We start from the raw sequence: 23,506 nt of genomic DNA, 5'->3' as shown, positions 1-23,506 counted from the left end.
TTTATCAAAGTATAAAAAAGGGGCTTCCGCCCCTTTGAAATTTTTAAAAATCCCCCCCTTGTTAGCTATACATCTTCTCAATCTGTTCCCGATAGCGTTGTAAAATCACTTTACGGCGAAGTTTGAGGGTGGGGGTGATTTCTTCCATTTTGGTGCTGAACGCCTGCGGAAGTAGCGTGAATTTTTTGATTTGCTCGAAACTTGCCAGTTCTTTTTGCAACTCTTCAAGGCGTTTTTCAAACAGTTGGATAATTTCCGAATGTTTGATCAGCTCTAAGCGGTCGTGATATTTGAGGTTGAGCTGTTTGGCGTACTCTTCCAAGCTCTCAAAACACGGTACGATCAAGGCGGAAACGTATTTTTTCGCGTCCGCAATCACGGCTATTTGCTCGACAAATTTATCCTTGCCGATTTTGCCCTCGATATATTGTGGGGCGATATATTTGCCGTTCGAGGTTTTCATCAGCTCTTTAATGCGGTCGGTGATGTGCAAATTGCCCTCGGCGTCCAATTCGCCAGCGTCCCCTGTTTTGAGGAAGCCGTCTGCGGTAAAGGTGGCGGCGGTTTCTTCGGGCTTTTTGTAGTAGCCTCGCATTACCAAATCGCCCTTGATTAAAATCTCATTTTCCTCACCGATTTTCACTTCCACATTTGGCATTAGCGTGCCGATGGAATTTGGGTTGAAGCCGTGATCCGCCCAGCAAGAAACGGTGGCGGTGGTTTCGGTCATTCCGTAGCCCAATTTGATATTCAGCCCGATATTGTGGAAAAACTGCCCGATGGACGGCTCTAACTTCGCCCCACCGCACGGCATCATTCGGATTCGTCCGCCCAACAAAGCCCGCAATTTGCTCAACACCAATTTATCAGCAAGACGATATTGCAACGCCAACAAGGCAGAAGGCTGGGCGGTTTGGCGATATTTTTCGCTGGTGCGAATCGCCCAGTTGAACAAGGCTCGGCGATGAACGGGGGCTTTTTGCACCTTGTCCCACACCGCCGTATAGATTTTCTCGAACAGACGCGGCACGGCACACATTAGGGTCGGCTGCAATTCCGTGAGGGCAGTTCGCACCTCGTTGGTGTCTTCCAAATAGGCGTTGGTTGCCCCACGATGTAGCACATAGGCAACCCAAGCACGCTCAAAAATATGGGAAAACGGCAAAAATGATAAGGATAAATCACGTTCATCAATCGGCATTAACGCCTGATCGTGGGCTTTGAGCTGGTGGGCGAGGTTGGCGTAATCCAACATTACCCCTTTCGGCTCGCCCGTTGTGCCAGAGGTGTAGATCAAGGTAAAGAGATCATCTAACCGCTTGTCCGCCAAACGCTGTGCAAGCGGTGCGTTTTGCGCATCATTTTGCGAGGCGAGAAAATCATTCCAAGAAACGAAAAGATCGTGATTTTTACCGTCAAGATCGGCTTTCATCGCTACAATTTTCTGCAATTTCGGACATTGTTCCGCCATCGAAAGGGCGTGATCCAACTGTTCCTGATCACCGACAAACAGGATTTTGGCATCGGCATTATTCAAAATAAATTTGGCTTGCTCGGCGGTGTTGGTCGCATAAATCGGCACAGTAACGGCACGAATTTGCAGGGTAGCGAGGTCGGCAATCGTCCAACGGGGCATATTGTTAGCAAAAATCGCCACCTTATCCTGCACCTCAATTTGATGAGCCAGCAACGCTTTGGACAGCTGATCTACCTGCGACTGAAACGCCGCCCAGCTCATCGCCACCCACTCGCCATTCTGCTTAAAACGCAAAGCGGTGCGATCCGCCAATTTTTCCGCCTGCTGGCGAAAACGGTTCACAATATGAAAATCTAACGGGTTCATTTTTGTTTTTCTCTTTTCAGCTTACAACTGTTCGCTAATATACCGATTTTTGAGGGGAAAAACTAGAAAAAAGTGTACGGGTGTACGCTCAAAAAGGGGAAAAAGATCACTTTTGGGATCTAAAATTTTCAAAAAAATAATAAAAAAATGTTGCGACTTTAAATTTGACAAATAGTCTATTGACAAGCTACAAGCTACAAGCTACAAGCTACAAGCTACTATGCTGGCGAACCATTTTGGGTTCATCGTGTCAAGTATTTTTTTATCTCAACACCGCTTTTAGGAGTTTATTATGGGATTTTTTGGATTTGGTAAAGACAAAGAACAAGATGCTAAAAAACTTGGTGCAGCAGCAGGAGCAGCAACTACTGGTGCTATTGGGTTTGCTGCGGCAGGAAGTAGTGCTGCTGGAATTGCAAGTGGATTAGCGACATTAGGTGGTTTAGTTGGTGGTGGTATGGCTGCTGGTGTCGCTGTTACTGCCGCTGCACCTCTTGCTGTTGGTGGTGTAGCTTACGGTCTTTATAAATGGTTAAAAGACTGATTCACTGATTTTTGTTTCAAAACGGCTTAGTCTCTAAGCCGTTTTTTATATTTTTCAAATAGATAATTTTAGGAGATATTAAATGGGATTTAAAGCGTATAGAAATAAAGCAGGTACTATTCACGAAAATCAAGCTTTTTCTACATTATGTAGTTATCTAAATGCAATGTGGGAAAATAAAACAGAAGAGCTCACATTATTTGGTAGCGTTAGCTTTTATGTGAATGATAAAGGTTACAATAGGAAATATGATTTTGATGCGATTGCTGTTACGAATAATTTAGTGATTGTGATTGATTTTAAAGATTTTGGTGGTTGGTTAAGAGATAATAATACTTCAAGTGAAAATCCTTGGTTGATGTATGATGGTGATAAACTCACTTTTAAAATTAAAGGTGGAACTCAGCCAAACCCTTATATTCAATTAGTCAAAAATAGAAAAGGACTTGCTCAATTTATCGAGAAGAACTACATTTCATCTGCACCACTTGAAGAGATTGAAGATAAATGTAATGGTTTCTTGATTTTTCATAAAGAAGTTAAAAACTTAAAAGAAGCAAATGAAAGATTACCTCGTAATGTGCTTTCTTGGTTTCGTATTACTGATTTAGAACTAGAAAATATTCAACATTATGTCGGTTCATTATCTAGACAAAGTACATTTACAGTTTCTGAACTAGAAGAACTGCGTACAGCATTAAAAGATCGTGTTTCTGAGGAATTTACATCGTTTCCACGAATCAAAATTAATACAGACAATCAGTTGAGAACTGAAATTGATCATTTGTTATCCGATTTTGAATGGCTCAAAAAGAGTAAAAATAATGAGTTCGTTAAAAAACTAACTAAGTTTAAAGAAGAGTACTCAATTAACTTAGAGAGTAGTATTAATACAATTCTCAAATTAAATCACAGTGAGTTTTTATCAAATAAGGATTTAATTCCTCATCTATCTCATATTGAAATTAAAGAATCTGAAATTAATTTTGCGAGGGAAATTAAGAAAAAATTTAGTTTTGAACCTATTTTATATTTAGAAGAAGAATTTGATATTAATGAATACGGTTATTCAATTAGAAGCCGTGATAGATTGCTTGAATTAGTTAAAGAGCTTGAAGAGAGTATTGCATATCTTAAATCAAGAAAAGAGTATGAATTTATGGATCATACATTGAAAAATAATATGAACTATTTTGGTGAAAATAAATTAAAATTGATTTCAATCGAAGATAAAGTGTTAGAATACTTTAATGTCAGAGATGATTATTTAAGGGCAGAACAAAAGAAAAAAGATGATGAAATAATGAAAATAGAGCAAGAGGCAAAAATAAGAATAGAAGAGGAAAGAATAAAAAGAGAACAAGAAAGAACTAAAAAGCAACTTCAATTAGAAAAGCTTCGTTTAGAAGAAGAGATGAATAGAATAAAGAGCGAAAAATTTAGACATAATATTATTTTTACTTCTTTGTTTGTTTTAGTAATTGTTTTCAATATTTTTATTTATTATCGGCATAATCTTTTTATTGTTCCATCTTTAATCGGTTCTGTATATTTGTTAGGGGCTGTTTTTAGTTATTTTAATGACATTGTTTTCAAAAAGGAAGTAATAAATAAAGCAATATATGTATGCAATTTTATACTTGTGCTATGGGGGCTTTATGCTTTATCTGTTTCTATTTCTATATGGTGGATAATATTATTGGTAATACTGATAATGGTTGCTATTGGTTTAGTTTTAAATAAAGAAATAAAGTATTGATAATGCTTACTTTTAAGAAATTTGTTAAAGTTGAACAACTTGCCTATGATGTGATGAAAATTCATCAATTCTTTCAAATGAGCTAAACAAACAAGCGGTAAGATTCCCAAAAATCTTACCGCTTGTTTTTATATCGAACGTGTCAAATTAGCCTTGGCAGCAAGCACTGGCTGATGAGAACATCCACACTTGTTTTTCTTGCTCTTTGATGTAATCGCTCATCAAAGATTCGGTGCTGTCGTCGCCCTCGGCGGCGGCGAGGGTTAAGATCTCACGTTGTTGGGCGATTAAGGTTTTGAAGCCGTTTAATGCACCACTTAAACACTCTTGTGCCGAGGTGGCGTTGGTGTGTTCTTGCAGGCGGGTGGCTTGTAAGTAACCGCTGAATGCGTGAACAGGGGTGAAGCCTAAGGTTAGGATACGCTCGGCAACTTCGTCAATTTTCGCCGCAAGATCGTCATACACTTCTTCAAATTTAGCGTGAAGTTGGAAGAAGTTTACCCCTTTGATGTTCCAGTGGTAGCCACGCATATTCATATAGAATACTTGGTAGGTGGCGAGTAAGTTGTTGAGTTCGTTGGCAATTTTTTCTGATGATGCCACGTTTAAACCGATATTGTTTGTCATTTTTTTATCCTCTTAATCAATGTAAAAAATAAGTTGGCGACACCGATTTTGGTCGCGTGAGGTGCATTATAAAGGCGAATTTGACGAGTGCAAGCGATTATTATCTATTCAGTTGATATGTTTTAACTATCAATAAAGTTAAGCTAAATAAGAATTAAAACCATTTATATGTATTGATAAATCAAAGTAAAACAAGAATAGCTCGCAATTTCATTCCATTTTTAGGGTCAATAGATTAAGAGTTTTAATCAATCAATAAAAATTATTCTTATTTACAACGGAAATGGTGGATTTTGTAAATTAGTCGTTGATCTTTTGGTTGAAAGTGGCTAGAATTGCGTCCTCTTTTTTATGGTTCTCTGTTTGGTTACGAATTTTCGTGCCAGCATTTTTTTAAGACTAGGTAATAGCAATGAAACGTACATTTCAACCATCTGTATTAAAACGTGCTCGTACTCACGGTTTCCGTGCTCGTATGGCTACTAAAAACGGTCGTCAAGTTTTAGCACGTCGTCGTGCAAAAGGTCGTAAAAGCCTTTCTGCATAATGAAAAATTTTGCTCACACACCTTGCGTGAACAAGCAAACTTTCTCTCGGGAACTACGTCTGTTAGTTCCCGTTCAATTTAAAGCGGTCTTTGAAAATCCTTTCAGAGCCAGCACCCCCGAATTAACCCTTCTTGCCCGAGCCAACCAACTTGAACACCCTCGTTTAGGTTTAACCGTTGCCAAAAAGCATTTAAAACGCGCCCACGACCGCAATCGCATTAAGCGGATTGTGCGAGAGAGCTTTCGCCTAAAACAGCACGAACTGCCAAATTTTGATTTTGTGTTTGTGGCGAAAGGCGGTATCGGCAAGCTCGACAACGCGACTCTTTTTGCTATCCTCGAAAAATTATGGCATCGCCACATTCGTCTAAGCAAACAAAGCCAACAAAACAAGCAAGACAAACAAGCCGAGAAGCAAAGCTAAGTTGGTCGGCAAAGGCGTTGCTCGCCCCGATTTTTTTCTATCGCTATGCGGTCAGCCCGTTGATCGGGCCTCGTTGCCGTTTTTATCCCACTTGCTCAACCTATGCGGTGGAAGCAATTAAACTGCACGGGGCGATGAAAGGCGGTTGTTTAACCCTCAAACGGTTGGCGAAATGCCACCCATTCCACGCGGGTGGGGAAGATCCCGTGCCACCGAAAGCGGAAAAATCCCCCTGCAAGCGGTAAGATTTCCCAAAATTTTGTCAATTTCGACCAAAAATAACCGCTATCGGTTGGATCATCGCCCAACCTATTATAAAATGCCTTTCTTTTTATCATTTCCAACCAAGAGAACTCAAAATGAATTCAAATCGTAGTTTACTGGTGATCGGTTTGTTGTTGGTCTCTTTTTTGCTGTTTACCCAATGGCAGCAACAATTTGACCCTGCGGTGCAAGCCCAAAAACAACAAACGCAACAAGTTGCCAACCAAAACGGTGATGTGCCGAATGCCTCAAATGCGAGCAATCAAATTGCCGAAAGCAGTGCGAAAGGCAAAACCATTACCATTCAGAGTGATGTGTTACGCTTGACGATTGATACCCTCGGTGGCGATGTGATTGAGTCAGATCTGTTGAAACACAACGCTCAACTCAATGCCAGCGAGCCGTTCAAATTATTACAAAACGATAAAACGATCTATGTTGCACAAAGTGGCTTAGTCGGCAAAAACGGCATTGACACCAACGCAGGTCGTCCGCAATATCAAGTCAGCCAAGATCAATTCGTGCTTGCAGACGGACAAAATGAAATTTCCGTACCGCTTGTATTTGAAAAAGAGGGCGTAACTTACACCAAAATTTACACCTTAAAACGTGGTAGCTACGATGTGGGCGTGAATTTTGTGGTGAAAAACAGCACCGCCCAAGCGGTGGAAGTGCAGCCTTACGGTCAGCTCAAACATACCCTCGTAGAAAGCTCGGGCAACTTTGCAATGCCAACTTACACGGGCGGTGCTTATTCCTCTTCCGAAGTGAACTACAAAAAATATAGCTTTGAAGATATGGCGAAAGCGAACCTCGACATCAACACCAAAGCGGGTTGGGTTGCGGTTTTACAACACTATTTTGTGTCGGCGTGGGTGCCAAATCAAGATGCGGATAACACCCTCTACTCACGCACCAACAACGGCGTAGCGACTATCGGCTACCGTGGTGCATTAACCACCGTTGCCCCAAATAGCGAAGCGACCATTCAAAGCCAACTTTGGACAGGCCCGAAAGATCAAAACGCAATGGAAGCCACTGCGAAAAATCTCGATTTAACCGTGGATTACGGCTGGGCGTGGTTCATTGCTAAACCACTTTTCTGGTTATTAACCTTTATCCAAAAAATCGTAACCAACTGGGGCTTAGCGATTATTGGCGTAACCATTGTGGTAAAAACCTTGCTTTATCCACTCACCAAAGCCCAATACACCTCAATGGCGAAAATGCGTATGTTGCAACCAAAATTGCAAGAAATGCGTGAACGTTTCGGCGATGACCGCCAACGTATGAGCCAAGAGATGATGAAGCTCTACAGAGAAGAAAAAGTAAACCCAATGGGTGGCTGTTTACCAATCTTAATCCAAATGCCGATCTTCATCGCCCTTTACTGGACCTTTATGGAAGCGGTGGAACTTCGCCACGCCCCATTCTTCGGCTGGATTCAAGACCTCTCGGCACAAGATCCATACTACATTCTGCCGTTGCTAATGGGTGGCTCAATGTTCCTGTTGCAAAAAATGTCGCCGACCCCAATCGCCGACCCTGTGCAACAAAAGGTAATGAACTTTATGCCAGTGATGTTTACCGTGTTCTTCCTCTGGTTCCCGTCAGGCTTGGTGCTTTACTGGCTTACTTCAAACTTAATCACGATTGCACAACAGTGGTTCATCTACCGCAATCTTGAAAAGAAAGGCTTACATTCACGCCAAAAATAACGAATGATTAACCAAGGCACTCGCGAGAGTGCCTTTTTGTTGGCTTATTTTTGTGAGATTGACAAGCAGTATAATTCCCTTAGAATGTGTATCTATTGTATATAGGGGGAACAATGCGAACAGCACCGATCAATTTAAGAGCGAAGCCAAGCCAGCGAGATTTAATCGACCACGCCTCAGCCTTATTAGGCAAAACCCGTTCGGAATTTATGTTGGAAGTGGCTTGCCACTATGCCCAAGATGTGATTTTAGATCGCCAAATTTTCCAACTCTCATCGCCCGCCTTTCAACAATTCAGTGAAATGTTAGAACAGCCGTTAGCGAGTGCAAAAGGGCTGGAAAAACTAATGGCGGTGCAAAGCCCGTGGGAATCATAATGCCAATTTCAGCCCCGATTTTGCTAGAAGCTCATCATCAAACGCAATCCTTTGATTGTGGCGAAGAAGTGTTGAATCAATGGCTGAAACGCAAAGCTTTGAAAAATCAACATAGCCGAGCCAGCCGCACTTTTGTGGTGGTTGATCAACAGCAACGGGTAATGGGCTATTATGCGATGTCCTCTGGGGCGGTTACTCACATTCAGGCAACGGGCAACATTCGGCGAAATATGCCCGACCCAATCCCCGTGATTATTCTTGCTCGCTTGGCGGTGGATCAACAAATGCAAGGGCAACAGTTAGGGGCGGCATTGTTGAAAGATGCGGTGTTAAGAGCCAAGCAAGTGAGCGAGCAAATTGGCGTGAGAGCCTTGTTGGTTCACGCTTTAAACGACACCGCCAAAAACTTTTATCTGCAATATGGCTTTGTCAGTTCGCCGATTGACGACCTAACCTTAATGCTCAAATTGTAACAACAAGGGGTAAGATTTTTAAAAATCCTACCCCTTGCAAAGAATAAAAAGGAAACAAAATGGAAGAAACAATAATAAAAGATACGATAGTCGCCCAAGCCACCCCGATTGGTCGGGGGGGCGTAGGGATTTTACGGGTGTCTGGACCGCTAGCCTCAACGGTGGCAGAGGCGGTACTCGGTAAGCCGCTCAAACCTCGTATTGCCAACTATTTGCCGTTCAAAGACATTGACGGCACGGTGTTAGATCAAGGGATCGCCCTCTTTTTCAAAGCCCCTAATTCGTTCACAGGCGAAGATGTGTTGGAACTGCAAGGCCACGGCGGTCAAGTGATTTTGGACTTGCTACTCAAACGCATTTTGCAAGTGAAAGGGGTGCGGATCGCCCGAGCAGGGGAATTTTCCGAGCAGGCATTTTTGAACGATAAACTCGACCTCGCCCAAGCGGAAGCGATTGCCGATTTGATTGACGCCACCAGCGAGCAAGCGGCTCGTTCCGCGTTAAAATCGTTGCAGGGGGAATTTTCTAATAAAATCAATCAGTTAGTGGATTCGGTTATTTATCTTCGTACCTATGTGGAAGCGGCGATTGACTTCCCCGATGAAGAAATTGATTTCCTCGCAGACGGCAAAATTGAGGGGCATTTGAATGAGATTATCCGTCAGCTCGACAGTGTCCGCCGAGAGGCAAAACAAGGTTCGATTTTGCGTGAGGGTATGAAAGTGGTGATCGCAGGTCGCCCGAATGCAGGTAAATCCAGCCTGCTCAACGCCCTTGCAGGGCGTGAGGCGGCGATTGTTACCGACATCGCTGGCACGACCCGTGATGTGTTGCGAGAGCATATCCACATTGACGGAATGCCGCTGCACATCATCGACACCGCAGGCTTGCGTGAGGCGAGCGACAAGGTGGAACAGATCGGCATTCAACGGGCAATGGACGAAATCGCCCAAGCGGATCACGTTTTGTTGATGATCGACAGCAGCCAAAGCCACGCCGAGGATTTTCAAACGGAATGGGCGGATTTTCTCGCCACCCTGCCGAAAAATGTACCAGTAACCGTGATTCGCAACAAAGTTGATCTGACTAACGAAAGCGAAAGCCTTGAACAGCAAGGGGATTTCACTCTGATCCGCCTGTCGGCACAAACCCAAGTGGGCGTAGATTTACTGCGTGAACACCTCAAAAAATCAATGGGTTATCAAAGCTCAACCGAGGGAGGTTTTATCGCTCGCCGCCGCCATTTGCAAGCCCTTGAAACCGCCGCCGAACATTTGGAACGTGGGCATATTCAGCTCACCCAATTTTTTGCTGGCGAACTGCTCGCCGAAGAGTTGCGAATGGTGCAAAACGCCCTGAGCGAAATCACGGGGCAATTTACCTCAGACGACCTGCTCGGCAACATTTTTAGCTCGTTCTGTATCGGCAAGTAACTGCAAGGGGTAGGATTTCGCAAAATTTCGCGGATCTTACCGCTTTTTGCATTAAAACATTTGAGCTTAACCGCGATCTTTGCTTTAATGCTACCCCATTTTTCATTCATCTATTTAGTACAAAAAAGAGGCATTTTATGGCAGAAAGTTTTAGCGTTTCACGTCGTTTTTTTGATGATAAAAATTACCCACGTGGTTTTGCTCGCCACGGCGATTACACCATTCGTGAAGCTCAAACCTTAGAACAATATGGCTTGGCGTGTTTAGAATTAGAATCGGGCGAACGCAAACCTGCTACCCCAGAAGAAAAACGCTTTGTGGCGGTGTGTAAAGGCGAAGAAATTGCGGAAAGCGTGATCGAAAAAGCGTGGTTGAAATACCGTGATTTAACGGGCAAAACCAAACGCATTTACACCCTTTCAGGCAACGTGGCAGGCGATGCCAACGATGATTTTAGTGCCGCAGAATAATTGACCTTTCTGATAGCCCGTTTTGGGCTATCATCACATTGATAACAAGCCGAGATGATTTTACCAGTCGATCAATATCCAACCCTACTCGCAAAAAAAGCCGAGCATCTTACCGCTTTACTTGCCCCGTTTTCCGCCCCTGCCTTAGAGCAGTTTGCCTCTGAACCGCAACACTTCCGCCTGCGAGCTGAGTTTCGCATTTGGCACGAGGCGGGCGATCTGTTCCACATTATGTTTGATCCGCACACCAAACAACGCTATCGGGTCGATCAATTCCCGATTGCCAGCCAACTGATTAACCAAATGATGATGGCATTGTTGGTGGCGATTCGTGGCAATGAAATCTTGACTCGCAAGCTGTTCCAAGTGGATTATCTCAGCACATTGAGCGGACAAATTGCGGTGTCGTTGCTTTACCATAAAAAGCTCGATGAAAGTTGGATCGCCGAAGCGAAATTACTCAAACAACGCCTCACAAAACAAGGTTTTGCGGTGCAAATTATCGGGCGAGCGACCAAACAAAAAATCGCCCTTGATTGCGATTATGTGGAAGAAATTCTGCCGATTGATGGTAACAATTACACCTATCGCCAAGTGGAAAACAGCTTCACCCAGCCGAACGGCAAAATGAACATCAAAATGCTGGAATGGGCGAGAAGTTGCACCGCCAACAGCGAGGGCGATTTGCTCGAACTCTATTGCGGCAACGGCAATTTTTCGATTGCGTTGGCAAGCCAATTCCGCAAGGTGCTGGCAACCGAAATTTCCAAATCTTCGGTGGAATCGGCACAATACAACATCGCCCAAAACGAGGTGGATAATTTGCAAATTGTGCGAATGTCGGCGGAAGAATTTACCCAAGCCCTCAACGGCGTGCGAGCCTTTAACCGCCTGAAAGGGATCGATTTAGCCAGCTACGATTGCAACACGATCTTTGTTGATCCGCCACGGGCGGGACTGGATCCCGACACCCTTAATTTAGTGCAGGGTTATGATCGGATTTTGTATATTTCCTGCAATCCGCACACGCTGGCGGACAACCTGCAACAACTTTGCCAAACCCACCGCATTGTGCGTTGTGCCTTGTTCGACCAATTCCCTTACACCGACCACATCGAAAGCGGCGTTTGCCTAGAACGAAAAGATAGCAACGCAAACAAGCGGGGGGATAAATGAAAATTTCGTTTAAAAATTTGCTCGGAACTGACCGCTTGCTGGATCTTTCCCAACCGCAAATTATGGGAATTTTGAACTTCACCCCCGATTCGTTTTCCGATTCGGGCAAATTTTTCAGCCTCGATAAAGCCCTTGTGCAAGTGGAAAAAATGCTGAACGAGGGGGCGAGCATTATCGACATCGGCGGCGAATCGACCCGCCCGAATGCGGAAATTGTGAGCGAACAGCAAGAGCTGGAACGGGTTGTGCCGTTGGTGGAAGCGGTTCGCCAGCGGTTTGATTGCTTGATTTCGGTGGACACCTCAAAGGCGATGGTAATGGCGGAAACGGCAAAAGTGGGGGCGGACATCATCAACGATATTCGTGCCTTAACCGAGCCGAACGCCCTTGAAACGGCGGTTCGGCTCGACCTGCCCGTCTGCTTAATGCATATGCAAGGCTCGCCGCAAACAATGCAACAAAACCCCGACTATGATGATGTGGTGGATGAGGTAGCGACTTTCCTCAATCAACGAATTTTTGCGTGCCTGACCGCAGGGATCAAAAAAGAGCATATCATTTTGGACGTGGGCTTCTGCTTCGGCAAAACGGTACAACACAATTTCCAACTGCTCAAACATTTGAATGCGTTCGTCCAATCGGGCTATCCCGTGTTGGCGGGGCTTTCGCGTAAATCAATGATCGGGGCGGTGTTGGATAAACCTGTCGATCAACGTATCATCGGCAGTGTGGCTGGGGCGTTAATCGCAGTGCAAAACGGGGCAAAAATCGTCCGCGTCCACGACGTCGCCGAAACCGCCGACGCCCTCAAAATCTGGCAAGCCACCCAGCAAGCATAGCAAGGGGTGGGATTTTTGAGAATTTAACCCTCTCCCTCCGAAAATCCTACGGATTTTCTCCTCCCTCTCCCGTAAGCGGGCGAGGGGATATTTACCGAGCGTTGAGATAAATTTCCTCTCTCCCGTTCACAGGAGAGAGACAGCCCAAAATGCGTTTAGCATTTTGGGCAGAGAGAGGGAAAATCCCCCGTCATTTTGCGTTGAGCGGTTTCGTCAATTTCAAGAACGATTTGTACTGTTTGAGCCTACGCAGTAGGCGAGTTTACAAATCGTTCGTAGAAATTAGAAACAAGCGAAACAAAGCAAAATGCTCGGGGTCGCCTTTCTTTGCCTACTTTCTTTGGCGAAGCAAAGAAAGTAGGAATTAACAAGGGGTAAGATTTTTGAAAATTTCACAATAGCCCCATTCATACACAAAAGGAAAAATAGATGAAACTCTACGGCATCAAAAACTGCGACACTGTGAAAAAAGCGTTGAAATGGTTAGAACAAAACGGCTTTTCGCCTGTGTTGCACGATTATCGGGTGGACGGTTTGGACTCGGCGTGGCTGGCGAAAATGGCGGATCAATTCGGCTGGGAAAATCTGGTGAATAAACGTAGCACAACGTGGCGGAATTTAGACGAGGCGATCAAAAATAACCTCAACCGTGAAACCGCGTTGCAGGTGTTGAACGAAGAGCCGACCTTGATCAAACGCCCGATTTTGATTCACAACGACATCGCTTTACTCGGTTTTAGTGAAGCAGAATATCAAGCTAACCTATTGAAATAAAATGAAAAATCAGATTATTGAGCTGGCTCAGAATTTAATCCGCCGTCCGTCCATTAGCCCCGATGATCAAGGTTGCCAGCAGGTGATCGCCGAACGTTTGGCGAAAGTCGGTTTCCAAATCGAGTGGCTACCCTTTGGCGACACCCTTAATTTGTGGGCGACCCACGGTACGGAAGAGCCTTGTATTGCCTTTGCAGGGCATACGGATGTCGTGCCAGTCGGCGATCAAACCCAGTGGACTTATCCACCGTTCGAGGCTTGCATTGTGGATAACTTGCTTTATGGACGTGGTGCAGCGGATATGAAAGGATCGCTTTCGGCAATGGTGATCGCCGCCGAAAATTTCGTACAAAAGCACCCAAATCACAAGGGAAAAATCGGCTTGCTGATTACTTCTGATGAAGAAGCTGCTGCCAAAGACGGCACAGTAAAAGTAGTCGAAGCCTTAATGCAACGGGGCGAAGCGATCCATTATTGTGTCGTGGGCGAGCCGTCCAGCGGTAAGCAGTTGGGCGATGTGGTGAAAAACGGCAGACGTGGTTCGATCACGGCGGATCTCTATATTGAGGGCGTGCAAGGACACGTTGCTTATCCACACCTCGCCGACAACCCTGTGCATAAATCCCTCGCTTTTTTGAGCGAACTGACCGCTTACCAGTGGGATAACGGCAATGAGTTTTTTCCGCCGACTAGCCTACAAATTGCCAATATCAAGGCGGGTACGGGTAGCAATAATGTGATTCCAGGGGAATTGTATGTACAATTTAACCTACGTTACTGCACCGAAGTGAACGATGAAATCATCAAAACCAAAGTGAGCGAATTGTTGCAAAAACACGGCTTAACGCACCGAATTAGCTGGAATTTGTCGGGAAAACCGTTTTTAACCGCAAAAGGAAAATTGGTGGAAGCCACGGTGCAAGCGGTGCAAAACGTGGCAAAAATCACACCGCTATTAGAAACCAGCGGCGGTACTTCTGACGGACGTTTCATCGCTCAAATGGGGGCGGAAGTGGTGGAATTTGGCCCTCTCAACCAAACCATTCACAAAGTGGACGAGTGTGTTAGCGTGGACGATTTGAGGAAATGTGGCGAGATCTACTATCAGATTTTGGAAAGCGTTTTGAAATAGATTGGCAAAATTTTCAAAAATCCTACCCCTTGTTTGAGTTCTGTTACTTTTTCTTTGCTTCGCCAAAGAAAAAGTAACCAAAAAGAAAGGCGACCCCGGGCATTTTGCTGATGTTTCGCTTGTTGCTAATTTCTACGGTCGATTTGTAAACTCGCTTGCTTCGCAAGCTCAAACAGTACAAATCGCCCTTGAAATTTGACGCAACCGCTCAACGCAAAATGACGGGGAAATTTATTCGAGCAATGGTTTGAAATTTTGGGAAATCTGAAAATTTAATCATCATTCGTAGGGGCGGATTTTATATCCGCCCTTGATAATAACCGTAGAAATTTATTTAAAAGTAATGAATAAAAACCTCAATTTAATCCTCACGGGCAAAAGCCGTGATCACCTTGTACCGTTGCTGAATCCGTTGTCGGATAAGCATTTTTTGCAGGCGGAAGCGGTGCAAGCCTTTCTGGCGTTGCAACAGGCGGCGAAGCAAGCGGGCTTTAATTTGCAACCAGCCAGCACTTTTCGGGATTTTGAACGGCAAAAGGCGATTTGGAACGCTAAATTTAATGGCGAGCGGAAAGTGCATAATGATCAAGGCTGTGCGATTGATTTGAGTTGCCTGTCCGATTGGGAAAAGTGCCAAGCAATGTTGCGTTGGTCGGCGGTGGCAGGGGCGAGTCGCCACCATTGGGGGACGGAATTGGATATTTTCGATCCCGATTTATTGCCGAAAAATCAATCACTTATGCTTGAACCTTGGGAATATCAAGCGGGTGGATATTTTGAAAATCTGACCGCTTGGCTCAACCAAAATGCGGAGCAGTTTGGTTTCTATTTTCCGTTTAACGGCAGGGCTGATAAGCGGATCGGGATCGAGCCGTGGCATTTGAGTTATCGTCCGCTATCTGAACGCTATCAAGCGGAATTTTGTGCCGATATGTTGCGATCTGCGTGGATTGATGAAGATCTTGCAGGCAAAGAATGTTTGATCGCCCATTTTGATGATCTGTTTAAACACTATATTTTATGAGTTCCATTCAACTAATTAATGAAAGCGACAATCCCGAGCAATTCCGTGCAGTTTGCGACAAATGGCAACTGATTGACGACAGTTCGGCGATTTTAGCACTCGTGCAAACCAATCACCAATTAGAATTACGCAAATTGGACGAACCGAAATTAGGGGCGATTGCGGTCAATTTTGTCGATGGCACAATGGCTCATCGCCGTAAATTTGGCGGCGGACGGGGCGAGGCGGTGGCAAAAGCGGTGGGGATCAAGGGCGATTATCTGCCGAGTGTGATCGATGCCACCGCAGGCTTGGGGCGTGATGCCTTCGTGTTGGCGGCGGTGGGCTGCAAAGTTACCTTGGTGGAACGCAACCCCGTGGTGTCAGCATTGTTGGAAGATGGTTTACAGCGTGCCTATCAAGATCCTGAAATCGGCGAATTTATGCGAGATCGAATGATTTTAGCCCCCGTTTCTTCCATTTTAGCCTTAGATCCCGACCAGTTCGCAGCAGATGTGGTCTATTTCGATCCGATGTTTCCCCACAAGCAAAAAAGTGCCTTGGTCAAAAAAGAGATGCGAGTTTTTCAACATTTGGTTGGGGCAGATTTGGATGCGGACGATTTTTTCGACCACGCCAAAGCCCTCGCCCGTAAGCGGGTGGTGGTAAAACGCCCTGATTACGCCCCTTTTATTGCCGAACAAAAGCCCGATTTCAGCCAAACCACCAAAAATCATCGGTTTGATGTTTATTTGTCCCATTTGCCCAATTTGCAAGCGGATTGATTTCCGCTAATTTTTGTAAATTTGGGCGACAAAATCCCCTGTGGTTAGCTAGGCAAAAGGGGCTTTTTGCCGTAGAATAGTCAAATTTTGTATTGCTAAATTTTATGACAAAGAGGTCAATATGACACAACAACGTGATTACGCAGGCGAGTCGAAGAAAAAGGGGAATGTAAAAATCTCAAAAATCTTGGCGACCATTGCGGGAATTTGTATCGTTTTCGGTTTGGGCTTGTGGTTATTGAAAGAAAATACCCCCGCTCAACCGATTCCAGCCTCGGCAATTCAGCCACCTACGCCACCGAAAAGTTCGTTACCAAGTCGCCCTGACGAGGTGTATAGCTACATTCGTGATTTAGAAACCCGTGAAGTGCCGTTGGATAAACGTGTGCAAGCTCAATTAAATGCTGAGCAAGAGAAAAAATTAAAAGAGGAAGAAGAACGCCGTAAGCAGGAAGAACAGTTACGTTTAGCGGCGGAACAGAAAGCCCAAGAGCCGCAAATTACCATTATGGAAACCGTTCAAAACCAGCCTGCCACTGAGCAGGTGAAACCGCAAACCCCGACCGCCAAAGTCGAGGCGAGAGAGGCTACCCCAGAGGAAATTGCGGCGGCGAAAAAAGCCCAAGAGCAGAAAGCTTTGGAAAGAGCTAAATTAGCCGAAGAAAAACGCAAACAAGAGCTGAAAAAACAGCAAGAGTTAGCGAAGAAAGCGGAACAAGAAAAAGCCAATGCAGCGAAATCGGCGGAACAGCTTAAAACGGAACAAGCCAAGGCAGAACAGGCTAAGGCGGATCAGTTAAAAGCAGAAAAAGAGAAAGCCGACAAAACCAAAGCTGAGCAAGCGAAAAAAGTAGAGCAGGCGAAACCGCAAAAAGTGGTTGCCGTGGCGGCAAAACCGAATGAGCAAGTCTCAAATCAAGCGGGTCGTTTTGGTTTACAATGCGGTGCCTTTAAGAACAAAGCCCAAGCGGAAAATATGCAGGCACGTTTAGCAATGGCAGGTTATAACGCTCGTATTGTGAGCAGTGCGGATTGGAATCGTGTCTTTATCGGACCTGTCGGCGACCGTGCTTCCGCTTCATCAGCACAGTCGAATGCACGAAGCGTGGCGGAATGTGTGATTGTTTCGATGTAAGCCTTTGATTTCATAAAAAAACCGAACCTTAGGGTTCGGTTTTTTATGTATTTTTATCAGTGAAGATTTACCTCGCCCCATAAACCACAATGGTTTTGCCGTGGGCGGAAATTAAGCCGTCATCTTCGAGCATTTTTAAAATTCTGCCGACAGTTTCACGGGAACAACCGACCATTTGCCCGATTTCTTGGCGGGTAATTTTGATCTGCATTCCCTCGGGGTGGGTCATCGCCTCGGGTTGTTGGGCGAGGTTGATTAAGGTTTGAGCGATTCGCCCTGTTACATCAAGGAATGCCAAATTGCTCACTTGGCGTGAAGTTTGACGCAAACGGCGTGCCATTTGGGCGGAAAGGTACATCAAAATATCAGGGTTCATATGCACTAGTTGTTTGAACCGCTTGTAGGAAATTTCGGCAATTTCGCACGGGCCTTTGGTTTTCACCCAAGCGGTGCGTTTCTGCACCGTTTCTTCAAACAGGCTGATTTCGCCGACAAATTCCCCTTGCCCCAAATAGGTGAGGATCATCTCTTTGCCCTCTTCATCTTTCAAAAACACCATTACTGTGCCTTTGACGATGTAGTAGAGCGATTCCGCGTCCTCGCCAGCATTGATCAGCGTGTATTTTGAGGGGTAGCGATGAATGTGGCAATGGGTCAAAAACCACTCGACCGCAGGATCGTGGATGGGTGGCACGGGCGTTTCATTTTCGAGTGGGGGAATGGAAAGCGAAATGTCTTGCATTGACGAAAAACCTTTTTAATCATCTATTATTTGAATAATACTTCCAAGTATTGTAAAAATTGTATCACAAATTTACACATCGCCTAAGAAAGATTTTTTATCTTTAATATCCAAACTCTGGTGTAATTCTGACCACACAATGACCACTTTATCCGCTTTCAGTTGATTTAATAACCGCTCACGCTTTTCGGCGAGGGATAATTCCCGCACGCCGTAATCCGTCCCCTCTCGCAAAATAAAGGAATCTAGCACATTGTTGAGGGTGGTCGGTTCGAGCTGCTGCCACGGGATAATCATTCGGTTTTTCCCTCAAAAAGTGGCTTAATAAATAGCCATTGCTTATCAAATTGTTGGAATTGGTTGTAACGGAAGTTAGAACGCACCAAACGCAAAAATTGCCCCTCGCAGAAATTGACGAGATAGCCCGCCAATTCACGGGTATCGCCTAAATTGTGGTTACGCTTATTCAGTTGCAACAAATTGAGGAATTGCAATTCGAGATTATCGAAAAAACGAGCCACTTTGGCTTTGAGGGCTTCATCTTCAAACATTAAGGCGTGTCCCGTTAAAATGCGAGTAACCCCTGGGTTTTTGCGGGCAAATTCCAACACCGTGAACAAAATCGCTTTCACGTTGCTTTCTAAATCGTTGCCTTGACGCTTGCTGTTGGCAATATAGCTGTTGAGGGTGCTTTCAATGGTTTCGATCAACGCCTCAAACATTTTGGTTTTGCTCGGGAAATAGCGGTACAACGCCCCCTCGGAGACCCCCACCGCTTTGGCAAGGCGTTCGGTGGTAACCCGTTGCATTCCGTCCTCGGAATTGAGCAAACTCACCAGCACTTCCAGCACCTGCTGGCGGCGTTCTTTGACGGATTTTTTCGGCATTTTAATCGTAATTTCGCTCATTTTTTGCCCTTATTGTTTACCCGAATGTCCAAATCCACCCTCGCCACGCTCGGTTTGGGCAAAGTCGTTTACAATGTTGAAACTGGCTTGCACCACTGGCACGAATACCAGTTGAGCAATGCGGTCGCCCACTTCTACCGTGAACGGCTTGTCGCTACGATTCCACAACGAAACCATTAACGGCCCTTGATAATCGCTGTCGATCAGCCCGACCAAATTCCCCAACACAATCCCATTTTTATGCCCCAAGCCCGAACGGGGCAAAATCACAGCGGCTAAATTCGGATCGGCGATGTAAATCGAAATGCCCGTGGGAATCAGCACCGTTTGCCCCGCTTCAACCGTCAGCGGCTGCTCAATCAAGGCACGCAAATCCAACCCCGCCGAGCCTGCGGTGGCGTAAGTCGGTAATGGAAATTCCGTACCGATACGGTTATCTAAAATTTTTAAATCAATCTGTTTCATTTTTTCCTCTCTTAAAATTTCCAAAAATCTGACCGCTTGTAACGGCTATTTGGCTTGGTATCTCGCCACAATTTCCTCTACCAACTGTTTGGCGAGGACGGTTTTGTTAGCAAGCGGTAAGATTTTGTCGCCGTTTTGCCAGAATAGATGTAGGGCGTTTTGATCCTGCCCGAAGGCTTGTCCGCCTGAGACATCGTTCGCACAAATCAGGTCGAGATTTTTGCGTTGCAGTTTGCTTTTCGCGTATTCCGCCACGTTTTGGGTTTCCGCCGCAAAGCCGACCACAAAGGGGCGGTTTTGGCGAAGATGAGCCACATTCGCGATAATATCGGGGTTTTTCACTAATTTTAGCGTCAATTCTTCGTTATCGTCCGTTTTCTTGATTTTCTGATCCGCCACTTCGGCAACCCGATAATCCGCCACCGCTGCACAGCCAATAAAAATCACATTTTTTTGAGCCAAAGCCACCGCTTGTTGTGCCATTTCAAGGGCAGAAAGCACGTTAATTCGCTCAACATTCGGCGGTGTGGCAAGATTTACTGGACCAGCGATCAAAGTAACTTTCGCCCCTCGTTGTGCAAAGGCTTCGGCAATCGCAAAGCCCATTTTGCCCGAGCTATGGTTGCTGATATAACGCACGGGGTCAATCGGCTCTTGGGTCGGTCCAGCAGTGATCACTACGCTTAATTCGGCAAGATCTTGGGCTTGGGCGAAGTGGTCGTTCACGGCTTGGAAAATCTCGCTCGGTTCTGCCATTCGCCCCACGCCCACATCGCCGCAGGCTTGGAAACCGCTGTTCGGACCGACTAGCTTGATCCCTTGTTGCACAAGGCTTTGCAGATTTTCCTGTACAACCGACCGCTTGTACATCTGCTGATTCATCGCTGGGGCGAGCAGAATTGGGGCAGCTGTCGCAAGGCAAATAGTGGAAAGTAAATCGTTGCCCATTCCCACCCGCAGCCGAGCGATAAAATCGGCACTGGCAGGGGCGATCACCACCAAATCTGCCCATTTCGCCAACTCAATATGCCCCATTGCCAGTTCTGCCTGCGGATCGAGCAAGGATTGCGACACCGCATTGCCCGAAATGGCTTGCAGCGTGAGCGGCGTAACAAAGGCTTCGGCGGCAGGGGTTAGCACCACTCGCACCTCAGCCCCTGCGGTTTTCAGGTGGCGGATCAGCTCAATCGTTTTATAAGCGGCGATCCCGCCCGTGATACCGACCACGATTTTTTTCTGTTTTAACATTATCTTGCCGTGTGAAAGAAAAAGAGGGCGAGATTTTACCGCAATAAGCATTTACTCACAATCCGATTATTTTTGTGATCCCGATCGACAAATTGAAAAATAGCCTTTGTGGTGACGCAAGGGATTTTTTATCCTTTGCGTGAGGTAGGTGTGGCAAAATGAACGTAAATAAAGTGGCGTTAATGCCCCGTGAAAAATTATTAGCAACGGGGGCGGAAAGTTTGACGGATCAGGAACTGTTGGCAATTTTTCTGCGAACGGGGATCAAGGGCTTGCCCGTGATGGCGTTGTCGGAAAAGGTGTTGAGCGAGTTTGGGTCGCTGCGAGGGTTGTTATCGGCAAATTTGGCGGATTTCTGCCGTGTGAAAGGGCTGGGGCAAACCCAATTTGTGCAGTTGCAAGCGACCAAAGAGATGACCAAACGTTATCTTTCGCAACAGATGAACGAAATTCCAACGATTGATGCCCCTCATTTGGCGGTGATGTTGTTTCAATCGGAACTGGAAGATTATGAGCGAGAGGTGTTTATGGTGCTGTTTTTGGATAATCAAAACCGCTTGATTAAAAAGGAAAAACTCTTTTTCGGCACGATCAATCAAGCAGCGGTTCACCCCCGTGAAATCATCAAAGAAGCCTTGAAATGCAATGCGGCGGCGATGATCGTGGCACATAATCACCCCTCGGGAAAATGTAAGCCGAGCGAGGAGGATCGCCAGCTCACTCGCCAGATCGAACAAGCCTGCGAGTTGGTTGATGTGCGGTTTGTCGATCACATTATCGTGGGTAAGGGCGATTATTTTTCCTTTGCCGAAGAAAAAATAAATACCGATTTTGCCCTTGAAAGTGAAAGCTAAACCGAGTATAATCCGCAACCTTTAAAGTAGTCCGTGGGTCGGGTTTATGCCTGACGAGGCAGTTAGCAAGGCAAAACGCCCCTAATCGCCCGAACCATTTATAGCTTAAGCTTAAATTATTGGAGAATTACAAATGTCAAGAGTTTGCCAAGTAACCGGCAAGCGTCCAGCAGTTGGTAACAACCGCTCACACGCAATGAATGCGACTAAACGTCGTTTTCTTCCTAACCTTCACACTCACCGTTTCTGGGTTGAGAGCGAAAACCGTTTCGTAACCTTACGTTTAACTGCGAAAGGTATGCGTATTATCGATAAAAAAGGCATTGATGCAGTGTTAGCTGAAATCCGTGCTCGTGGCGAGAAAATCTAAGGAGCTAACCAATGGCAGCGAAAGGTAATCGTGAGAAAATCAAATTAGTTTCAACCGCTGAAACTGGTCATTTCTACACCACTACAAAAAATAAACGTAATATGCCTGAAAAAATGGAAATCAAAAAATTTGATCCAGTAGTGCGTAAACACGTTATTTACAAAGAAGCAAAAATCAAATAATTTGCCGATTTGCAGAAAACCCGACAGATGTCGGGTTTTTTTATATTTGGCGATTCTTTATTTTCTTTCCGTCTAAAAAAACAACATCAAAAAATAAAAATGTGATGTAGTTCGCTTTTTTCACAAAAAGATTTGATCTTAGGGAATATTTTGGTTAAAACGTTCTCTAAATAGCGAGTCGCAAGATGGAGGTTATAAATGATTGCATCAATACAAAAATTCCTAAAACTGGAATCTGCAAGCGGTGTGTTACTGCTGATTTTTGCCATTTTGGCGATGATTTTCGCCAATTCTGGATTAAGTGGGCTTTATTTTAGTTTTTTAGAAACCCCCGTGGCGGTCAAATTAGGCACTTTTAGCATTGATAAACCGCTGCTAATGTGGATTAACGATGGCTTTATGGCAGTCTTTTTCGTGCTAGTGGGAATGGAAGTGAAATCCGAATTGCTCGAAGGCTCATTATCCAGCTACCAAAAAGCGATCTTCCCTGCGGTTGCCGCCGTGGGCGGAATGGTTGTGCCTGCCCTCATTTATTGGTTGATTAACCAAGATTTCCCCCAATTCCACAAAGGTTGGGCGATCCCAATGGCAACGGACATCGCCTTTGCGGTCGGCATCGTGGCATTACTCAGCAAACAAGTGCCACCTGCGTTAAAAATTTTCCTACTCGCCCTTGCGATTATTGACGACTTAGGGGCGATTGTCGTGATTGCGATTTTCTTCTCGGGCGGACTCAGCACCACCGCACTAAGCATTGCCGCGGTGGCGATTGTCGGCTTGATTGTGTTGAACCGCTTTAAAGTATCCGCCCTGTGTGCCTATATGGTCGTTGGCTTGATTTTATGGGCAGCGGTGTTGAAATCGGGCGTTCACGCCACCCTCGCTGGGGTCATCATCGGCTTCTGTATCCCTCTCAAAGATAAAAAAGGCGAATCGCCATTGCACCATTTTGCTGAAATTTTAACCCCGTGGTGTTCGTTCGTGATCCTACCGCTGTTCGCTTTCGCCAACGCAGGGGTGTCGCTGTTCGATGTGGGCATTGCCGAACTCGCTTCACCGTTACCGTTGGGCATTGCGTTAGGCTTGATTATTGGCAAACCCCTCGGCGTATTCTTGTTCTGCTACCTCTCGATTTTACTCAAAATCGCCAAATTGCCAGAGGGAGTGAATTTGAAACAAGTGTTTGCGATTGCCGTGTTGTGTGGTATCGGTTTCACAATGTCAATGTTCCTCGCAGGGCTTGCCTTTGGCGGCGAGAACGATGTCTCGAATGCCACCCTCACCGCCCTTGCCCGATTAGGCATTTTGCTCGGTTCGAGCGTTTCTGCGGTGGCGGGCTATTTCTTATTAAAAGCCGTTACCAAACCGAAATTCGCATAATCCAATCCCCCGTAAGGGGGATTTTTTTGAGGA

At 45.4% G+C, this 23,506-nt stretch carries 28 protein-coding genes; 21 read left to right on the top strand and 7 right to left on the bottom strand.

The window, feature by feature from the left end; genetic code table 11:
- Window positions 1–61: 61 nt before the first annotated feature.
- Window positions 62–1,843 (bottom strand): AMP-dependent synthetase/ligase, encoded by a 1,782-nt coding sequence (locus B0187_RS00475; protein ID WP_078235720.1) that lies wholly within the window; start codon window positions 1,841–1,843, stop codon window positions 62–64.
- Window positions 1,844–2,135: 292 nt separating this feature from the next.
- Here B0187_RS00475 and B0187_RS00470 point away from each other — a divergent pair, with 292 nt between their 5' ends.
- Both B0187_RS00470 and B0187_RS00465 read left to right on the top strand, forming a co-directional pair.
- Window positions 2,136–2,387, top strand: a complete 252-nt coding sequence (locus B0187_RS00470; RefSeq protein WP_078235717.1) for a hypothetical protein — start codon at window positions 2,136–2,138, stop codon at window positions 2,385–2,387.
- Window positions 2,388–2,469: 82 nt separating this feature from the next.
- A complete protein-coding gene (locus B0187_RS00465; protein WP_078235715.1) occupies window positions 2,470–4,146 on the top strand; it encodes an NERD domain-containing protein in 1,677 nt (558 codons plus the stop codon).
- 147 nt (window positions 4,147–4,293) lie between these two features.
- On the opposite strand, the gene B0187_RS00460 is transcribed toward B0187_RS00465, so the two are convergent.
- A complete protein-coding gene (locus B0187_RS00460; protein ID WP_078235712.1) occupies window positions 4,294–4,773 on the bottom strand; it encodes a Dps family protein in 480 nt (159 codons plus the stop codon).
- A gap of 412 nt (window positions 4,774–5,185) precedes the next feature.
- On the opposite strand from B0187_RS00460, the gene rpmH reads away from it, so the two are divergent.
- From rpmH to B0187_RS00385, 15 genes are all read left to right on the top strand, one after another.
- Window positions 5,186–5,320 (top strand): 50S ribosomal protein L34, encoded by a 135-nt coding sequence (rpmH, locus tag B0187_RS00455; RefSeq protein WP_005599701.1) that lies wholly within the window; start codon window positions 5,186–5,188, stop codon window positions 5,318–5,320.
- 26 nt (window positions 5,321–5,346) lie between these two features.
- Window positions 5,347–5,745, top strand: a complete 399-nt coding sequence (gene rnpA / locus B0187_RS00450; RefSeq protein ID WP_078235957.1) for a ribonuclease P protein component — start codon at window positions 5,347–5,349, stop codon at window positions 5,743–5,745.
- Window positions 5,670–5,990, top strand: a complete 321-nt coding sequence (gene yidD, locus B0187_RS00445; protein ID WP_078235710.1) for a membrane protein insertion efficiency factor YidD — start codon at window positions 5,670–5,672, stop codon at window positions 5,988–5,990. The genes rnpA and yidD overlap by 76 nt, the downstream gene beginning before the upstream one ends.
- Before the next feature lie 114 nt (window positions 5,991–6,104).
- Window positions 6,105–7,727, top strand: a complete 1,623-nt coding sequence (gene yidC, locus B0187_RS00440; RefSeq protein ID WP_078235707.1) for a membrane protein insertase YidC — start codon at window positions 6,105–6,107, stop codon at window positions 7,725–7,727.
- Window positions 7,728–7,840: 113 nt separating this feature from the next.
- On the top strand, window positions 7,841–8,104 hold the full coding sequence (locus B0187_RS00435) for a type II toxin-antitoxin system TacA family antitoxin (protein ID WP_078235704.1): 264 nt from the start codon (window positions 7,841–7,843) through the stop codon (window positions 8,102–8,104).
- A gap of 5 nt (window positions 8,105–8,109) precedes the next feature.
- Window positions 8,110–8,577, top strand: coding sequence for a GNAT family N-acetyltransferase (locus B0187_RS00430; protein ID WP_078235955.1), 468 nt, complete (start codon window positions 8,110–8,112; stop codon window positions 8,575–8,577).
- A 74-nt stretch (window positions 8,578–8,651) separates the two neighbouring features.
- Entirely contained in the window at window positions 8,652–10,010 is a 1,359-nt protein-coding gene (gene mnmE, locus B0187_RS00425) for a tRNA uridine-5-carboxymethylaminomethyl(34) synthesis GTPase MnmE (protein ID WP_078235953.1), read from the top strand.
- 137 nt (window positions 10,011–10,147) lie between these two features.
- On the top strand, window positions 10,148–10,480 hold the full coding sequence (locus B0187_RS00420; protein ID WP_078235701.1) for a MaoP family protein: 333 nt from the start codon (window positions 10,148–10,150) through the stop codon (window positions 10,478–10,480).
- Window positions 10,481–10,534: 54 nt separating this feature from the next.
- Window positions 10,535–11,656, top strand: coding sequence for a tRNA (uridine(54)-C5)-methyltransferase TrmA (gene trmA / locus B0187_RS00415; protein WP_078235699.1), 1,122 nt, complete (start codon window positions 10,535–10,537; stop codon window positions 11,654–11,656).
- Window positions 11,653–12,495: a dihydropteroate synthase gene (gene folP, locus B0187_RS00410; RefSeq protein WP_078235697.1), complete on the top strand. Its 843-nt coding sequence runs from the start codon at window positions 11,653–11,655 to the stop codon at window positions 12,493–12,495. Before trmA ends, folP begins: the two co-directional genes overlap by 4 nt.
- A gap of 429 nt (window positions 12,496–12,924) precedes the next feature.
- Entirely contained in the window at window positions 12,925–13,269 is a 345-nt protein-coding gene (locus B0187_RS00405) for an ArsC family reductase (RefSeq protein WP_078235695.1), read from the top strand.
- 1 nt (window position 13,270) lies between these two features.
- Complete coding sequence (gene dapE, locus B0187_RS00400) at window positions 13,271–14,401, top strand: succinyl-diaminopimelate desuccinylase (protein WP_078235692.1); 1,131 nt, start codon at window positions 13,271–13,273, stop codon at window positions 14,399–14,401.
- A gap of 343 nt (window positions 14,402–14,744) precedes the next feature.
- On the top strand, window positions 14,745–15,425 hold the full coding sequence (locus B0187_RS00395; RefSeq protein WP_078235689.1) for a M15 family metallopeptidase: 681 nt from the start codon (window positions 14,745–14,747) through the stop codon (window positions 15,423–15,425).
- The gene (locus B0187_RS00390; protein WP_078235687.1) at window positions 15,422–16,189 is read left to right on the top strand and encodes a class I SAM-dependent methyltransferase; all 768 of its coding nucleotides are present in this window, start codon (window positions 15,422–15,424) and stop codon (window positions 16,187–16,189) included. The genes B0187_RS00395 and B0187_RS00390 overlap by 4 nt, the downstream gene beginning before the upstream one ends.
- Before the next feature lie 121 nt (window positions 16,190–16,310).
- Complete coding sequence (locus B0187_RS00385) at window positions 16,311–17,324, top strand: SPOR domain-containing protein (RefSeq protein ID WP_078235683.1); 1,014 nt, start codon at window positions 16,311–16,313, stop codon at window positions 17,322–17,324.
- 67 nt (window positions 17,325–17,391) lie between these two features.
- Here the strand turns inward: B0187_RS00385 and crp are convergent, their stop codons facing one another.
- The 5 genes from crp to coaBC form a co-directional block, all read right to left on the bottom strand.
- Window positions 17,392–18,066, bottom strand: a complete 675-nt coding sequence (gene crp, locus B0187_RS00380) for a cAMP-activated global transcriptional regulator CRP (RefSeq protein ID WP_078235681.1) — start codon at window positions 18,064–18,066, stop codon at window positions 17,392–17,394.
- A gap of 72 nt (window positions 18,067–18,138) precedes the next feature.
- Complete coding sequence (locus tag B0187_RS00375) at window positions 18,139–18,363, bottom strand: YheU family protein (RefSeq protein WP_078235679.1); 225 nt, start codon at window positions 18,361–18,363, stop codon at window positions 18,139–18,141.
- Window positions 18,360–18,974, bottom strand: coding sequence for a nucleoid occlusion factor SlmA (slmA, locus tag B0187_RS00370; RefSeq protein WP_078235677.1), 615 nt, complete (start codon window positions 18,972–18,974; stop codon window positions 18,360–18,362). The genes B0187_RS00375 and slmA overlap by 4 nt, the downstream gene beginning before the upstream one ends.
- Before the next feature lie 9 nt (window positions 18,975–18,983).
- The gene (dut, locus tag B0187_RS00365; RefSeq protein ID WP_078235674.1) at window positions 18,984–19,439 is read right to left on the bottom strand and encodes a dUTP diphosphatase; all 456 of its coding nucleotides are present in this window, start codon (window positions 19,437–19,439) and stop codon (window positions 18,984–18,986) included.
- 45 nt (window positions 19,440–19,484) lie between these two features.
- On the bottom strand, window positions 19,485–20,687 hold the full coding sequence (gene coaBC / locus B0187_RS00360; protein WP_078235672.1) for a bifunctional phosphopantothenoylcysteine decarboxylase/phosphopantothenate--cysteine ligase CoaBC: 1,203 nt from the start codon (window positions 20,685–20,687) through the stop codon (window positions 19,485–19,487).
- A gap of 158 nt (window positions 20,688–20,845) precedes the next feature.
- On the opposite strand from coaBC, the gene radC reads away from it, so the two are divergent.
- The 4 genes from radC (at window position 20,846) to nhaA (ending at window position 23,473) form a co-directional block, all read left to right on the top strand.
- The gene (radC, locus tag B0187_RS00355) at window positions 20,846–21,541 is read left to right on the top strand and encodes a RadC family protein (protein WP_078235670.1); all 696 of its coding nucleotides are present in this window, start codon (window positions 20,846–20,848) and stop codon (window positions 21,539–21,541) included.
- Window positions 21,542–21,674: 133 nt separating this feature from the next.
- A complete protein-coding gene (gene rpmB, locus B0187_RS00350) occupies window positions 21,675–21,911 on the top strand; it encodes a 50S ribosomal protein L28 (protein WP_006251446.1) in 237 nt (78 codons plus the stop codon).
- 11 nt (window positions 21,912–21,922) lie between these two features.
- Entirely contained in the window at window positions 21,923–22,093 is a 171-nt protein-coding gene (gene rpmG, locus B0187_RS00345; RefSeq protein WP_010944694.1) for a 50S ribosomal protein L33, read from the top strand.
- Between the two features lie 198 nt (window positions 22,094–22,291).
- Entirely contained in the window at window positions 22,292–23,473 is a 1,182-nt protein-coding gene (gene nhaA, locus B0187_RS00340; protein WP_078235668.1) for a Na+/H+ antiporter NhaA, read from the top strand.
- Window positions 23,474–23,506: the final 33 nt, after the last annotated feature.

This window comes from Haemophilus paracuniculus (assembly GCF_002015115.1).
GTDB lineage: Bacteria > Pseudomonadota > Gammaproteobacteria > Enterobacterales > Pasteurellaceae > Haemophilus_E > Haemophilus_E paracuniculus.
The sequence above is the reverse complement of the archived record's forward strand: the minus strand, read 5'-3'. Positions and strand labels throughout refer to the sequence as shown.